This window comes from Tardiphaga sp. 215_C5_N2_1 (assembly GCF_052076055.1).
In the GTDB taxonomy this organism is placed as follows: Bacteria; Pseudomonadota; Alphaproteobacteria; order Rhizobiales; family Xanthobacteraceae; genus Tardiphaga; species Tardiphaga robiniae.
This window is the reverse complement of the sequence record NZ_CP197240.1, coordinates 1,430,047-1,444,903: the sequence shown is the minus strand read 5'-3', so window position 1 is coordinate 1,444,903 and position 14,857 is coordinate 1,430,047. Positions and strand designations below refer to the sequence as shown.

The window sequence follows — 14,857 nt, the reverse complement described above, 5'->3', positions numbered from 1 at the left end:
CTTAGCGTACGTTGGCGAGGCGCATGTCGAGATAGCCGGTGACCGATTCCATCAGCGGCTCGAGCTTGTTATCGAAGAAGTGATTGGCACCCGGAATGATGTGCTGATCGATCACGATGCCCTTTTGGGTCTTCAGCTTCTCGACCAGCGTGTTGACGTCCTTCGGCGGCACGACCGCATCCTTCTCGCCGTGCACGATCAGGCCCGAGGACGGGCAGGGTGCGAGGAACGAGAAATCATAGAGATTGGCCGGCGGCGCGATCGAGATGAAGCCTTCGACCTCGGGGCGGCGCATCAGGAGTTGCATGCCGATCCAGGCGCCAAACGAGAAACCGGCAACCCAGCATGCGCGCGCTTCGGGATTGATCGTCTGTGCCCAGTCGAGCGCTGCCGCTGCATCCGACAACTCGCCGGTGCCATGGTCGAACGAGCCCTGGCTGCGGCCGACGCCGCGGAAGTTAAAGCGCAGCACCGAGAAGCCGCGATGCACGAAGGCGTAATAGCATTGGTAGACGATCTGGTGGTTCATCGTGCCCGCGAATTGCGGATGCGGATGCAGCACCATGGCGATCGGCGCGTTCTTCTGCTTGGCCGGATGATAGCGGCCTTCAATACGGCCTGCGGGACCGGTAAAAATAACTTCGGGCATAGTGATCCTTAGGTCCCGTTCTTGGCGTGATCAGCCGGTTTCGCGCAGGGCTCGGCGAGAATGGCTCGGAGGGGACCCTGCGAGGAAAGGGCGATCGGGCACCGTCAGGTTGATGGCGGGCGGCACCGGGTGAAGTTGAGGCCGCGTTCTACCATGAGCGCAGGGGCGAAAAGCAAGCATATTGAACGTGTCCGCGGCCGTGACATGCGTTGCCGCGGGCGCATTTGGTGAGCAATTGGGCTAAGAGAGACGGCGCGCGGCACCGGACGACGTCCGATGCCGCCAGCAGGGCTCCAAGTCCTTCAAGGTAAAGCAGAATTGGCCAAAGACCGGGTCTATCTCGACTGGAATGCGACGACACCGCTACGCCCTGAGGCGCGGGCGGCGATGGTGGCCGCATGGGATTTGGCTGGTAACCCATCATCGGTTCATACCGAGGGCCGTCAGGCCCGCCGGACCGTTGAGGACGCCCGTGCGGCGGTCGCAGGTGCCTTGGGCGCAGATTCGCGAAACGTCATATTCACCTCAGGCGGAACCGAAGCCAATGTGCTGGCGCTAACGCCCGGGCTGGTGCGCAATCCAGGCGCGGCCGTGCGGCGGCTGATCGTCTCCGCGGTGGAGCACGCCTCGGTGCTCGCGGGCGGGCGCTTCGCCGCGGAAGACCTCCAGGTGCTGGGCGTGGACCGCGATGGCGTCGTGAAACCGGATGAGTTGAGGGCGCTCCTGGCGGATGGGAAGCCGGCGCTGGTTTCCGTGATGTTGGCCAATAATGAAACCGGCGCCCTTCAACCGATTCCTGAGCTTGCGGCCATCGTGCATGACGCCGGCGGCTTGCTGCATGTCGACGCGGTGCAAGCGTTCGGAAAGATACCAACAAATATCAAATTATTGCAGGCTGATCTTCTATCAATTTCTGCGCACAAGATCGGCGGCCCAAAGGGCATTGGCGCGCTGGTCTTGGCCAATGGCGTCGCCGGGCTCAATGCGCTGCTCAGCGGCGGCGGGCAGGAACTGGGGCGTCGGGCGGGAACCGAGAATGTGCCCGCAATCGCCGGCTTCGGCGCCGCCGTGACGGCCGCTATCGCGTCGCTGGATGATATGAAGCGGGTTGACGAGCTGCGTCAGCGGCTTGAGGCGGGCTTGCGGCAATCCAGCAATGGACTTGTGTTCGCCCAAGATGTGCCGCGTCTGCCAAATACGGTCCTGTTCGGCGCCCCCGGATTGCGCGCCGAGACCGCCGTAATTGGATTTGATCTCGAAGGTATCGCGGTATCGTCGGGATCGGCCTGTTCTTCTGGTAAGGTACAGCCGTCTCACGTGCTCGAAGCCATGGGTTTCGGGCCGGAGCTGACCCGCGGTGCTGTGCGTCTCAGTCTGGGCTGGTCGACCACCGAAGCGGACGTCGATCGGTGCCTGGAGGCTTGGCGAAAGCTCTCGGGTACACTACTTAAACATAGCGACGAAACACAGCTTGAACGGTTCTAAGAGGGGTGATTTCCCCGCGGGAACATCGTAAAGAACCCCGACAAGCTTTGAGTTTCACGTTTCTGGATTGATCCACCGCGGTCCTTGAAACCGCGAGCGGAGGATAAAATGGCTGCCGTACAAGAGACCGTTGATCGGGTTCGCCAGATCGACGTCGATCAATATCGTTATGGATTCGAGACCATCATCGAATCCGAGAAGGCCCCGAAGGGCCTTTCCGAAGACACCGTTCGTTACATCTCCGCCAAGAAGAACGAGCCGGCATGGATGCTGGAATGGCGTCTTGAGGCGTATCGCCGCTGGCTGACCATGGAAGAGCCGAAGTGGGCGCGGGTCGAGTATCCGAAGATCGACTTCCAGGATCTCTATTACTATTCGGCGCCGAAGCCGAAGAAGACCATTGGCTCGATCGACGAGATCGATCCTGAAATTCTCGAAACCTACAAGAAGCTCGGCATTCCTCTCCGCGAGATCGAGGCGCTGGAAGGAGTCGTGCGTCCGGAAGGTGAGCGCAGGATCGCCGTCGATGCCGTGTTCGATTCGGTGTCGGTCGCGACCACGTTCCAGAAGGAGCTGAAGCAGGCTGGCGTGATCTTCATGCCGATCTCGGAAGCCATCCGCGAACATCCCGACCTGGTGAAGCAGTATCTCGGCACGGTCGTGCCGACCTCGGATAACTTCTATGCCACGCTGAACTCGGCCGTGTTCTCCGACGGCTCGTTCGTCTATGTGCCGCCGGGCGTGCGTTGCCCGATGGAGCTGTCGACCTATTTCCGCATCAATGAGCGCAACACCGGCCAGTTCGAACGAACGCTGATCATTGCCGACAAGGGCGCCTATGTCAGCTATCTCGAAGGCTGCACGGCGCCGCAGCGCGACGAGAACCAGCTCCATGCGGCTGTCGTCGAGCTCGTCACCCATGACGATGCCGAGATCAAGTATTCGACGGTCCAGAACTGGTACCCCGGCAATTCCGAAGGCAAGGGCGGCATCTACAATTTCGTCACCAAGCGTGGTGATTGCCGCGGCGACCGCTCGAAGATTTCCTGGACCCAGGTCGAGACCGGCTCTGCCATCACCTGGAAATATCCGAGCTGCATCCTGCGCGGCGACAATTCGCGCGGCGAGTTCTATTCGATCGCGATTTCGAACGGCTATCAGCAGGTCGATAGCGGCACCAAGATGATCCATCTCGGAAAGAACACGACGAGCCGGATCATCTCGAAGGGGATCGCTGCCGGCAAGTCGCAGAACACCTATCGAGGCCTTGTCACCGCGCATCGCAAGGCGACGAACGCACGCAACTTCACGGCCTGTGACTCGCTGTTGATCGGCGATCAGTGCGGTGCGCATACCGTGCCGTATATCGAGGCGAAGAACGCCTCGACGCTGTTCGAGCACGAGGCGACGACGTCGAAGATCTCCGAAGATGTGTTGTTCTATTGCGTCCAGCGCGGCCTGTCGCAGGAAGAAGCCGTCGGTCTCGTGGTCAACGGTTTCGTGAAGGACGTGTTGCAGCAGCTGCCGATGGAATTCGCAGTGGAAGCGCAGAAGCTGATTTCGATCTCGCTTGAGGGATCGGTGGGCTAAGTCCCGCCATCGCGGATGCCCGCACAGCGGCGCTTCCAGGATGTCGGCAAAATTGAAAACCATCCTTAGAGGCTCGCCGCGAATGGCGAGCACTCCAGGCTGAACCCAAGTGCGTTCAGGTGAGGATGACGATGATGATCAAAGGATAGAGACTGATGACCGCATTGCTTGAAGTGAAGGACCTGCAGGTTCGTGTCGAGGATCGCGAGATTCTCCATGGGCTGACGATGACCGTGAATGGCGGTGAAGTGCATGCCATCATGGGACCGAACGGTTCGGGTAAATCGACGCTCAGCCACGTCATCGCCGGCAAGCCCGGTTATGAGGTGACCGGCGGCGAGATCCTGTTCAAGGGTGAAGACCTGCTGGAAATGGAGCCCGACGAGCGCGCCGCCAAGGGCGTGTTCCTGGCGTTCCAGTATCCCGTGGAAATTCCCGGCGTCACGACGATGAACTTCCTGCGCACCGCGGTGAACGCGCAGCGCAAGGCGCGCGGCGAATCCGAATATCTGGTGCCGGACTTCCTCAGGAAGGTCCGCGAAGTTGCTGCTTCGCTGAACATTCCGATGGATATGCTGAAGCGCGGCGTCAATGTCGGCTTCTCCGGCGGTGAGAAGAAGCGCAACGAAGTGCTGCAGATGGCGCTGTTCCAGCCGAGCCTGTGCATCCTCGACGAAATGGACTCCGGTCTCGACATCGATGCGTTGCGCGTGGCTGCCGACGGCGTCAATGCACTGCGCAGCCCGGATCGCGCCATGGTCGTCATCACGCATTATCAGCGCCTGCTGAACTACATCGTGCCGGATCATGTGCATGTGATGTCGAAGGGCCGCGTCGTGAAGAGCGGCGGCAAGGAACTGGCGCTGGAACTCGAAGAGTCCGGTTATGCGCAGTATGAAGACGCGGCGGCCTGAGTGAGACAATCATGAATGTAGCTCTCGCAAAGACAACAACGGGCGCGGTGCTGGACGGCACATTCGCCGCTGCGCGCGGCCGGCTGCCGGGCGTCGGCACGGTGGCGGAAACGCGCCAGCAGGCGTTCGACGATTTCGCGCGTACCGGTCTGCCGACCCGGCGCATCGAAGAATGGAAATATACCGACCTGCGCAACCTGTTGCGTGACGTGGCGCCGCTGGCACCCGCGCCGGATCAGGCCGCGCTGGCCCAGGCCGCGAAGCTCGTCGAAACGCTTGGTACGGGTGATACGCAGAAGCTGGTCATCGTCGATGGCGTCTTCGCGGCAGGTCTCTCCGATCTGACGTCGGGCGGCGGCGTGACCGTGCATGCGCTCAGCGCCATGCTCGATGACGCGACCAGTGCGACGCGTGCCGACCTGCTGCGCTCGCGCATTGTCGATCCGATGATCGCGCTGAATGCTGCCTTTGCGACCGATGGCATGCTGATCGATATCGCGGACGATGCCGTTCCGGCCCGGCCGCTGCATATCGTGCATGTCGCGACACGCCCGAGCGTGGCCGCATTCACGCGGTCGCTGGTGCGTATCGGCAATCGCGCGCGCGTGACGCTGGTCGAAAGCTTCGTCGCGACAGAATCCGCGAAGGCGTATCAGGCCCATGATGCTGTCGTGATCTGGATCGGCGACGATTCCGATCTGCAGCATGTGCGCGTGATGGAAGACGCCGGCGATGCAGCGAATATCGCAACGGCCATCGTCACAGTCGGTGCGCGCACCAAGTTCAACACCTTCAGCCTGACCACTGGCGGTGGCGTCAGCCGCTATCAGAGCTTCATCACGCTGGCTGGTGTGGATTCGGAGCTGTCGACCAACAGCGTTCATCTGCTGCGCGACAAGCAGCATGGCGACTGTACCTTCGTGATCGAGCATGCGGCACCGAATTGCCTCAGCCGTGAGCTGTTCCGCGCCGTGCTCGACGATCGCGCGCATTCGGTGTTCCAAGGTCGCATCAACGTCCATCAGATCGCGCAGAAGACCGACGGCAAGATGATGTCACGGGCGCTGCTGCTGTCCGACGAGGCCGAGATCGACAACAAGCCCGAGCTCGAGATATTCGCTGACGACGTACAGTGCGGCCACGGCGCAACCATTGGCGCGCTGGATGACAGCCTGCTGTTCTATCTGCGGGCTCGCGGCCTGCCGGAGAAGGCGGCACAGGCGCTGCTGATCCAGGCATTCGTTGGCGAAGCGCTGGAGTCGATCGTGAATGACGATCTGCGCGACGTTGCGATATCGGCTGCGGAGCGCTGGCTGGAGACGCGCGCATGACATTGCATCCCGCGGTCTCGAACGGGTCATATGACGTCGCTCGCGTCCGCGAGGATTTTCCGGCGCTCGAGATGAAGGTCTATGGCAAGCCGCTGGTGTATCTCGACAGCGCGGCATCGGCGCAGAAGCCGTATGCCGTGCTCGACCGCATGACCGAGGCCTACAAGTCCGAATATGCCAATGTGCATCGCGGACTGCATTACCTCGCCAATGCCGCGACCGAGGCCTATGAGGGCGCGCGCATCAAGGTGCAGCACTTCCTCAATGCCAAGCGCCCCGAGGAAATCATCTTCACCCGCAATGCCACCGATGCGCTCAATGCTGTCGCGGCATCGTGGGGCGGCGACAACATCAAGCCAGGCGATGAGATCGTGCTCTCGATCATGGAGCACCATTCCAACATTGTGCCGTGGCACTTCCTGCGCGAGCGCCAGGGCGCCGTCATCAAGTGGGCACCAGTCGATGACGAAGGCAACTTCCTGATCGATGAGTTCGAGAAGCTGCTGACCGATCGTACCAAGATCGTCGCCATCACCCAGATGTCCAATGCGCTGGGTACGCTGGTTCCGGTCAAGGACGTGGTGAAGCTCGCGCATGCGCGCGGCATTCCGGTCGTGGTCGATGGCAGCCAGGCTGCCGTGCACATGCCGATCGACGTGCAGGATATCGACGCCGATTTTTACATCTTCACCGGCCACAAGCTGTACGGACCGACCGGCATCGGCGTGCTGTATGGCAAATATGACCGCCTGGTCGCGATGCGGCCCTATGCTGGTGGCGGCGAGATGATCCGCGAAGTGGCGAAGGAGTGGGTCACCTATGGTGATCCGCCGCACAAGTTCGAGGCCGGCACGCCGGCCATCGTCGAGGCCATCGGCCTCGGCGCTGCCATCGATTACGTCAATTCGATCGGCAAGGAGCGAATTGCCGCCCATGAGCACGACCTCCTGGTCTATGCACAGGACCGGCTGCGCGAGATCAATTCGCTGCGTATCATCGGCACTGCCAAGAACAAGGGCCCGGTGATTTCGTTCGAACTGAAGGGCGCGCACGCCCATGACGTGGCGACCGTGATCGACCGACAGGGCGTCGCTGTCCGCGCGGGGACCCACTGCGTGATGCCGCTTCTGGAGCGATTCAATGTGACGGCCACGTGCCGTGCATCATTCGGAATGTATAATACCCGCGAGGAGGTCGACCACCTCGCACAGGCGCTGATCAAGGCACGGGAGTTGTTTGCATGAGTGACATTGCAGAAGCCAAAACGCCGGACGCCACCCCCGAGGCTGAGAAGCCCGCTCACATGCAGACCACCTCGGCGCTCGATCCCGCCGAAACCGAACGCCTGGGCACCGAGATCGTCGCTGCACTGAAGACCGTGTTCGACCCGGAAATCCCCGCGGATATCTACGAGCTCGGCCTGATTTACAAGGTGGACATCAAGGACGATCGCTCCGTCCAGGTCGAGATGACGCTTACGACGCCGAATTGTCCGGCGGCCGAAGAGCTTCCGACCATGGTGGAGAACGCCGTGGCCAGCGTGCCCGGCGTCGGTCTGGTCAAGGTCGAGATCGTCTGGGAGCCGACCTGGACGCCGGACCGGATGACCGACGAGGCCCGTCTCGTTCTGAATATGTGGTGAGTTGCGTCCGGTTTGCTGAATACGCCCAAGTCGCTTGAATTCCTATGGCGGCCTTGAACCGCCGAAGGGACTGAACACATGACTGAGATGACACCGAACCCAACCATACCGGCTGCCAAGCCGAAGCCGCGACCCCGTCCGCAGGTGATGCGCCTGACGGATGCTGCCGCAACGCGGATCCGGGAGCTGACGGAGCGTGCGGATTCCGAGATCGTCGGCCTGCGCGTCGGCATCAAGAACGGTGGCTGCGCCGGCCAGTCCTACACCGTCGAATATGCCCACGACATCAAGCCGACCGACGAAATCGTCGAGGACAAGGGCGTCAAGATCCTGGTCGATCCTAAGGCCGTGTTGTTCCTGCTCGGCACCGAGATGGACTACAAGACCGACCGCATGCAGGCCCAGTTCGTGTTCAACAACCCGAACCAGATCTCGGCCTGTGGCTGCGGCGAGTCCGTGCAACTGACGCCGGCGAAGATCGACGGCTGAGAGTTGTCTTTTCGAAATTAAAACTCTGTCATGCCCGGGCAAAGCGCGAAGCGCGGCTTCGCTAGATGTCCCGGGCATCCATTTTTCTGGGCTTCGGTGAAAGCGAGGGAGACTGGATGGCCGGGTCAAGCCCGGCCATGACGTAGGGAGACGACGCGGACGGACCGCTTCCGCAATCGCGCGTCGCATCCTACACTTCCCCGATGGACCGCGAATTTCTCAGTGAACTTTTCGCCGGCTTTGGCCCGGTAACGATCCGCCGGATGTTTTCCGGCTTTGGCATTTCCGCCGATGGCATCAACTTCGCGCTGGTGCTGCGCGGCGCGGTCTATCTGCGCGCCGATGAAAACTCGATCCCGCGTTTCGAGAGCGAGGGCTCGCAGTGTTTTCAGTATGAGATGCGCGGCAAGCTGCGGATGATCGGATCCTATTGGCAGCTGCCGGAACGGCTCTATGACGATCCCGATGAAGTCACCGAATGGGCGAGGGTTGCGCATGCCGCTGCGATCCGTGCATCGCTGGCAAAAGCAGGCAAGAAGCGGACGGCGAAGAAAGCGAAGGTCGTGAAGAAGACCGCGGCGAAAAAGAGGGCCGCCAAGAAGGCTGCGGTCGGGAAAGTCGCTGGCAAGAAAGCCAGTAAAGCCGCAAAGAAGCGCAAATCCTCATCCTGAGTAGCCGTGCGCTTGCGTGGCATCGCCTTGCGAATGGTGAAGCCATTCGCTGGGGATAGCTACAGGAGCTGGCGCGCGAGCGCATGGTTCGAGACGCGCGAGGACGCGCTCCTCACCATGAGGACGGAGTGTGGGGCGTCACGCTACCTGAAACTGCAGCTCCGCCGAATACTCCGGATCGACTTCGCAGATCACGCGGTTGCGGCCGCTGCGCTTCGCGGCATAGAGACAGGCGTCGGCACGGCCGATGAGCGATTCCATATCGTCGCCGATCTGCAGCATCGAGACGCCGACGGAAATCGTGACGCGTCCCAGGATCTCGCCAGTCGATTTTTTCTTCAGCTCCTTTGACATCACGGCGCGGCGGATGTGATCGGCAACGGTAAGCGCCTGACGCAGCGGCGTGTTCGGTAGCACCACGGCGAATTCCTCGCCGCCATAGCGTGCGGTGATATCCTGGCCCTTGATGGTCTGCTTCAATGACTGGCCGACAAGACGCAGCACCTGATCGCCGGTGAGATGGCCGTAATTGTCGTTGAAGGACTTGAAGTGATCGATGTCGAGCATCAGGAGCGACAACGGTTCGCCGCGCTTCACCGCGGTATCGATTGCCGCCATCAGCGCACGGTCGAAATACTTGCGGTTACCGAGTGCGGTGAGGGGATCGGTCAGGCTCTCGGCGCGGATCGCCTCGAGGCTCTGTTGCAGCGTGTAGACCTCGCTCTTCGAGGACAGTAGCCGCTCTTCCAGCGCCTTGTTCGTGTCGTGCACTTCACGGGTAGATTTGACGAGACTCTCGATCACGGCTTTCACCGCAGCAGAATCGTGCGCCCGCGACAAATCCTTGCTGGCACCATCCAGACTGGCATTGAAATTCGTCGTCATGCCCAGAGCATCGGTGATGAGCGCCATCACGTCGTCGATCTCGCCGATGACGCGGGCGCCGACCTGATCGATGCGATCGGTGGTCCGAATCTGTGAGAGATAAGTGTCGTGGATCAGGTCGAGATCGGCTTCGGTCAGGCGGCCGTTGCGGGCCAGCGTCTCATTGATGACTTTGTTGAGCGCCGAATTGTAGCCAGTCGCGTAGACGTACCAGATCTCATAATTGCGTGGAATCGCCGTCTGACGCAGCGATCGGATTTGGCCCAGCGCGACTTCGGCAAAGGCCAAAGTCCGCTCTTGTTCGTCCAGGATGCCGGTCACGTTCTGTGCCCTCGTGGACTGCGGGTATACGCGGTCCTCTGAAATGCAAATTCGTTAAAAATATCGCATTCAGATTAGGGGACGAGAGTGAACGGCAAGTAAACGTTCGTGGCGCGATACTACCTATGCGCGTGCCCGGATCGGACGCAACAGAAAGGCCGGCAGGTGCGAATGATCCGCCGGTTCGTTGTCTTCGCGGCGCGGACGTGGCGCTTCGGCGCGGCCGATGGAGGGGGGACGCTGCGCCTGCGGGGCTGCCGCTGCCACGACCGGTGCTGCCAAAGCGGCTTCCGCGGGTTGCGGCTGCGGGCTGCGCTCGCCGCCTTCCGAACGACCACCTTCACGGCGTGGGCCACGCTCACGGCGCGGTTTGCGATCACGTCCGCCTTCGCGGGGCTGATCGTTGCGGCCGCCGCGCGGCTGTTCGGCATTGGCTTCGCGATTGCCGGTGCGGTTGCGCGACTGGCGCGACGCCTCAGCGGTTTCGCCTTCGACAGGCTCGGAGATCGCTATGGAAGTTTCGACCTTGGGGATCGACTGGCCGATCAGTTTTTCGATTGCCAGCATGGACTTCTGGTCGGACGGGCACACCAGCGAGATCGCGGAGCCGGTGCGGCCGGCGCGGCCGGTACGGCCGATGCGGTGCACGTAGTCGTCGGAATGATGCGGGACGTCGAAATTATAGACGTGGCTGACGGCGGGAATATCGAGGCCGCGGGCGGCGACGTCGGAAGCCACTAGGATCGGCAGCTCGCCCTTGCGGAACTGGTCCAGCGCAGCGGTGCGGGCCGACTGCTCCATGTCGCCATGCAGGGCGCCGACACTGAAGCCATGCTTCTGGAGCGACTTGGCGAGCAACGCGACTTCACGCTTGCGGTTGCAGAAGATGATCGCATTCTTGAGGTCGGTGGCTTCGCGGAGAAGGGCCCGGAGCACTTCGCGCTTCTCGTGCGGCTCGCGGCCGACGGCCACTTGCGACTGGGTCACGGTGACGGCGGTGGAGGCGGGCTTGGAGACTTCGATCTTCACCGGATTATGCAGGAAGGTCTCGGTGACGCGTCGGATTTCGGCGGGCATGGTCGCCGTAAAAAAGAGAGTCTGACGGGTGAACGGCACCAGCTTGCAGATGCGTTCGATGTCGGGAATGAAGCCCATGTCCAGCATGCGGTCGGCTTCGTCGATGACCAGCAATTCGACGCCGGTGAGAAGCAGTCCGCCGCGCTCGGTATGGTCGAGCAGGCGCCCCGGCGTGGCGATCAAGACGTCAACGCCGCGGGTTAATTTGGTATCCTGGTCGCCAAACGAGACGCCGCCGATCAGCAGCGCCACGTTGAGCTTCTGGCCGACGCCGTATTTGTCGAACTGTTCTTTGACCTGTGCGGCGAGTTCGCGGGTCGGTTCGAGAATGAGCGTGCGGGGCATGCGGGCGCGGGCGCGGCCCTTTTCCAGCATGGTCATCATCGGGAGAACGAAGGCAGCGGTTTTGCCGGTGCCGGTCTGGGCGATGCCGAGCACGTCTTTGCGCGCCAGCACATGAGGAATCGCTTGTTCCTGAATGGGGGTTGGGGTGGTGTAACCGGTGGCCGCAACGGCGGCGAGAACCTTGTCGGACAAGCCGAGATTGGAGAAGGACATTGAGCCTCTGTATGGGGGCATGATCTGATCCGGTATCCGGATGATCACCGTTCGGAATCACGCCTCAGGTCGAAACCGCCGCTTGGATTCTCGGGAAATACTGCAGCGCTTATCCCCGGAGCGGCACGCAAACATGCACGGAGACGCTGGGCGCTGACAGGCGGCTTACTCAAGATATCGCGTTTCGATACCGGGCCGCGTCGAGCCGGAACATAGGCTGGAATCGGCCAAAGTCAATCCGCCACACCCTGGAACATCCCAAAAAGCTTAATGTTTTAGCGGAAAAGGGCCAAAACCGGGATATTGGCGGGGGCTTGGGGCCCCGCCGGGCGGCCGCTACGCGACGTCGCGTGTGACGTCGATGCAGCGCTGACCGTTAATCGACCGGCCTGCGTTCGCGGCCGGGTGGACCGGCAATGGCGATGAGCGCGCCGCTCAGTAACAGCGCGGTCGAGATCACGGTGAACATCGCGATCGGACCGTGGCTGCCGAGCAGCGGCAGCAGCGCGATCGGTACCAGCGCCGATACGACGCGGCCGAGGCCCCATGCGCCAGCGGTGGCCGAGGCGCGCAGATGCGTCGGCAGCAGCTCGACAGCGTAGAGGCTAAGCACGGCGCTGTAGACGGCACTGGCGAGGTTGAACACGATGCCGGTGACGATGAGCGGCGTTAGCACCGTGCTGACAGCGAAAGTCAGCCCAGTTGCGATCATCGCCACGGCACAGGCGACCAGAGCGAGGCGCCGCGGGATACGATCGACGAAGGCCGATGCCGCCGCGATGCCGATCGATGGACCGAACATCGTAAGTCCCGCGAACAGCAGGGACTCGCTGACATGAAATCCCTTCTGCACCATCACCGCGGCGCTGAGCAGCGGGAAGCCAATGGTGGCCCAGGGTCCGAGTACATAGAGCGCGGCAAGGAGCGCTGTGCGCCGCAGGCTGATCCGATCGCGGGCGAGCGCTCGGAAGCCGCTGGATCTGGTCGCAATAGTTTCGGGAGCGGAGATCGCCGGCGGTGATGGCTGACGCGCGGATGCCTCGAAGCGGCGGCAGGCGGCATCAGCCTCGGCGTCGCGTCCGACCGATGCGAGCCAGCGCGGCGATTCCGGCACCAGGAAGAACAGCAGGGCTGTCAGGGTCGAGCACACGCTGCCGAAGATCAAAGCCCAGCGCCAGCCCTCGATGCCCCATGGCGCGATGGGCGTCAGCCAGCGGATCATCAGGATGATCGCCGGTGCGCCGAGAAAGGCGAGCGCGCCGCACAGCATCATCAAGAGGCCACGCCGCCGGGGCGGCAGCAGGTCTGACAGATAGGCCGAGGTCAAAGGCGGATAGCCGCCGATGGCGAGGCCGGAGATGAAGCGGAAGGCCGTCATCGTTGCCACATCGCGACTGGCGGCGACGGCGAGCGAGCTCAGCGCCAGGACGGCAAGCGCGCTCTGCAGCGCGATCTGGCGGCCATAGCGATCCGCAATCCAGCCGAACACAGGTGCACCAACGGCGCCGCCGGCAAAGACCGATGCCAACAACAGCGAGAGCTCGCCGCGCGAGATGCTGTAGGGCGGCGCGAGGAAGATGCCGGAAAAGGCATTGCTGAGCGCCACCTCGGCGATGTCTGCGAACAGGCCGAAGGCACAGAGCGCGAAGATGCCGAGGTGAAGCGGCGAGACTGGCAGCCCGTCCAGGCGTGCCGCAATAGTTGGTACGGCTGCGCCCGCTGGCGCCCCGTGCGTCCGCACCTGGTCGTTCATCTGACGCCCCGCATCTCATAGCGGCAACGCAATGCGCGTCCTCCGCTGCCCGCGCGGACCATATGTCGATGGAGCTGGATGAGTCGAGAGGAGGGTATGTGGCGGCGAACCGCAGCGTCTCAAATCTGCGTAGGCGTTGCCGCGCAGCCATACAGGATCATCTCGCAGGTCTGGCGATAGCGCGCCGAGAAGTCATTCGCTGCGATCGGAGGGAGTGCCTGATTGACAGCCCGTCCGCCGTCGGCCAGCGCCTGCGCGATCTGCGCGGCCGTAAAACGGCCGGTCAGGATCAGCAGCTTGCTGTAGTGGAAATCGATAATCAGCTTTTCCAGCTCCGCCTGGAAGGCGATTGCGGACTCGATCATGAGATCGCGGCAGCGCCGAAAGGCTTCCGCATTGAGCTCGACGGTATGCGGTGAGAATGTCAGCATCCGACGGGTTTCGCCGTATCTCAGGTCGATGATCGTCGCAAAGATGTCGAGTGCGCTGCCGCCACTTTCCCGGATCTTCTGGCCGGCCTCAAGTGCCTGCGCTATCGCGACTTCATTGCGATGGCCGATCGAGGCACGAAATGCCTCTTCCTTGTTGCTGAAATAGTAATAGAGCGCGCGCTGCGTGAAGCCGCACTCTCTCGCGAGACCGACCATCGACAGGCCGGCATAGCCGTGGTCGAGAAATGCCTTGTTGACCCGAAGCAGCAACTCGTGCCCGGGCGTAATCATCTTCTTTGCCATTGGTCGTCAGGTATCCAGTCGTAGCGGGCTTCGGGCGGGTGATTAAAACTGCCTGAAATCTTACAGTCTAAAAAATCCCATCCTCAAATCGCCAAGCTACGAGGAACGCAAAGTTCCTGAAGCGCGCTTCCTGACGTTGGTTGCCTGTAGCAGGAGCCGGTTTTAGCAATTGCTCCCCGGATTGGCTCCGGACCTGATGAATTGTCACATAGCACATGTCGGGGCAATCATGTCGATGATTGGCCGCGTAACCCTTATCCACAGGACTTCGCGACATGTGGTACCTCATCACCCCTGATCGAGAGCGCACACCGAGCCGTCCGGAAGTCGACTTATTCCGGCGCGCGTGAGAGGGATACCGCAGGCTGACTATTTGCCGTAAGTGCCTAGCTGCATCCCGAGATTCTGCATCACGAAAGCATTCATGCGCAGATGCACCTCGCTGCCGCTCTGTAGACGGGCATCGACCTCATACGTCGCCGGATCGACCTGGCGGATCCCGATGATCTGGTTGATATCCAGCACTTCCGGGGTGGTCTGTGCAGGCTTGGCGGCTACCGGGGCGCGCTTCGGTTTGGCGGTGGCAGCCGGCGGTTTCGCCGCGGTAGCGGGGGCCGCATCCTGCGCGAGTGCCATGGTGGGAAGCAACAGCGCGGCTGCGAGGACGAGTGATTTCACAACGATCTCCTGACTCTGATTGGGGCTCGGGCTAGCGGAGATTAAGGCGGAAAATGTGGCAGCGGGGCTGCAATCGGCAG

14 protein-coding genes are annotated in these 14,857 nt (G+C 61.9%); 8 read left to right on the top strand and 6 right to left on the bottom strand.

Annotated features, from left to right (window positions below; genetic code table 11):
• Position 1: 1 nt before the first annotated feature.
• On the bottom strand, positions 2–649 hold the full coding sequence (locus AB7828_RS06820) for an alpha/beta hydrolase (RefSeq protein WP_068736626.1): 648 nt from the start codon (positions 647–649) through the stop codon (positions 2–4).
• Positions 650–967: 318 nt separating this feature from the next.
• Here AB7828_RS06820 and AB7828_RS06815 point away from each other — a divergent pair, with 318 nt between their 5' ends.
• The 8 genes from AB7828_RS06815 to AB7828_RS06780 all read left to right on the top strand — a co-directional run bounded on the left by AB7828_RS06815 (position 968) and on the right by AB7828_RS06780 (position 8,771).
• Positions 968–2,134: a cysteine desulfurase family protein gene (locus tag AB7828_RS06815; RefSeq protein ID WP_441229759.1), complete on the top strand. Its 1,167-nt coding sequence runs from the start codon at positions 968–970 to the stop codon at positions 2,132–2,134.
• A 108-nt stretch (positions 2,135–2,242) separates the two neighbouring features.
• Entirely contained in the window at positions 2,243–3,724 is a 1,482-nt protein-coding gene (sufB, locus tag AB7828_RS06810) for a Fe-S cluster assembly protein SufB (RefSeq protein ID WP_093758420.1), read from the top strand.
• Between the two features lie 155 nt (positions 3,725–3,879).
• Entirely contained in the window at positions 3,880–4,638 is a 759-nt protein-coding gene (sufC, locus tag AB7828_RS06805; protein ID WP_089264143.1) for a Fe-S cluster assembly ATPase SufC, read from the top strand.
• Between the two features lie 11 nt (positions 4,639–4,649).
• Positions 4,650–5,969, top strand: a complete 1,320-nt coding sequence (gene sufD, locus AB7828_RS06800; RefSeq protein ID WP_120289418.1) for a Fe-S cluster assembly protein SufD — start codon at positions 4,650–4,652, stop codon at positions 5,967–5,969.
• Positions 5,966–7,213, top strand: coding sequence for a cysteine desulfurase (locus tag AB7828_RS06795; protein ID WP_441229758.1), 1,248 nt, complete (start codon positions 5,966–5,968; stop codon positions 7,211–7,213). Before sufD ends, AB7828_RS06795 begins: the two co-directional genes overlap by 4 nt.
• A complete protein-coding gene (locus AB7828_RS06790; protein WP_170849663.1) occupies positions 7,210–7,611 on the top strand; it encodes an SUF system Fe-S cluster assembly protein in 402 nt (133 codons plus the stop codon). Before AB7828_RS06795 ends, AB7828_RS06790 begins: the two co-directional genes overlap by 4 nt.
• A gap of 78 nt (positions 7,612–7,689) precedes the next feature.
• A complete protein-coding gene (locus tag AB7828_RS06785) occupies positions 7,690–8,100 on the top strand; it encodes a HesB/IscA family protein (RefSeq protein WP_120289422.1) in 411 nt (136 codons plus the stop codon).
• A 203-nt stretch (positions 8,101–8,303) separates the two neighbouring features.
• Positions 8,304–8,771, top strand: coding sequence for a TfoX/Sxy family protein (locus AB7828_RS06780; protein ID WP_441229757.1), 468 nt, complete (start codon positions 8,304–8,306; stop codon positions 8,769–8,771).
• Positions 8,772–8,909: 138 nt separating this feature from the next.
• Here the strand turns inward: AB7828_RS06780 and AB7828_RS06775 are convergent, their stop codons facing one another.
• The 5 genes from AB7828_RS06775 to AB7828_RS06755 all read right to left on the bottom strand — a co-directional run bounded on the left by AB7828_RS06775 (position 8,910) and on the right by AB7828_RS06755 (position 14,777).
• On the bottom strand, positions 8,910–9,977 hold the full coding sequence (locus tag AB7828_RS06775) for a GGDEF domain-containing protein (RefSeq protein ID WP_315842317.1): 1,068 nt from the start codon (positions 9,975–9,977) through the stop codon (positions 8,910–8,912).
• 123 nt (positions 9,978–10,100) lie between these two features.
• On the bottom strand, positions 10,101–11,612 hold the full coding sequence (locus AB7828_RS06770) for a DEAD/DEAH box helicase (protein WP_441229756.1): 1,512 nt from the start codon (positions 11,610–11,612) through the stop codon (positions 10,101–10,103).
• A 376-nt stretch (positions 11,613–11,988) separates the two neighbouring features.
• Positions 11,989–13,365 carry an MFS transporter gene (locus AB7828_RS06765; protein WP_441229755.1) on the bottom strand — a complete coding sequence of 459 codons (1,377 nt, stop codon included), beginning with the start codon at positions 13,363–13,365 and terminating at the stop codon, positions 11,989–11,991.
• A 119-nt stretch (positions 13,366–13,484) separates the two neighbouring features.
• Positions 13,485–14,099 (bottom strand): TetR/AcrR family transcriptional regulator, encoded by a 615-nt coding sequence (locus tag AB7828_RS06760; protein WP_089264150.1) that lies wholly within the window; start codon positions 14,097–14,099, stop codon positions 13,485–13,487.
• Positions 14,100–14,468: 369 nt separating this feature from the next.
• Positions 14,469–14,777 (bottom strand): hypothetical protein, encoded by a 309-nt coding sequence (locus AB7828_RS06755; RefSeq protein ID WP_441229754.1) that lies wholly within the window; start codon positions 14,775–14,777, stop codon positions 14,469–14,471.
• Positions 14,778–14,857 lie beyond the last annotated feature (80 nt).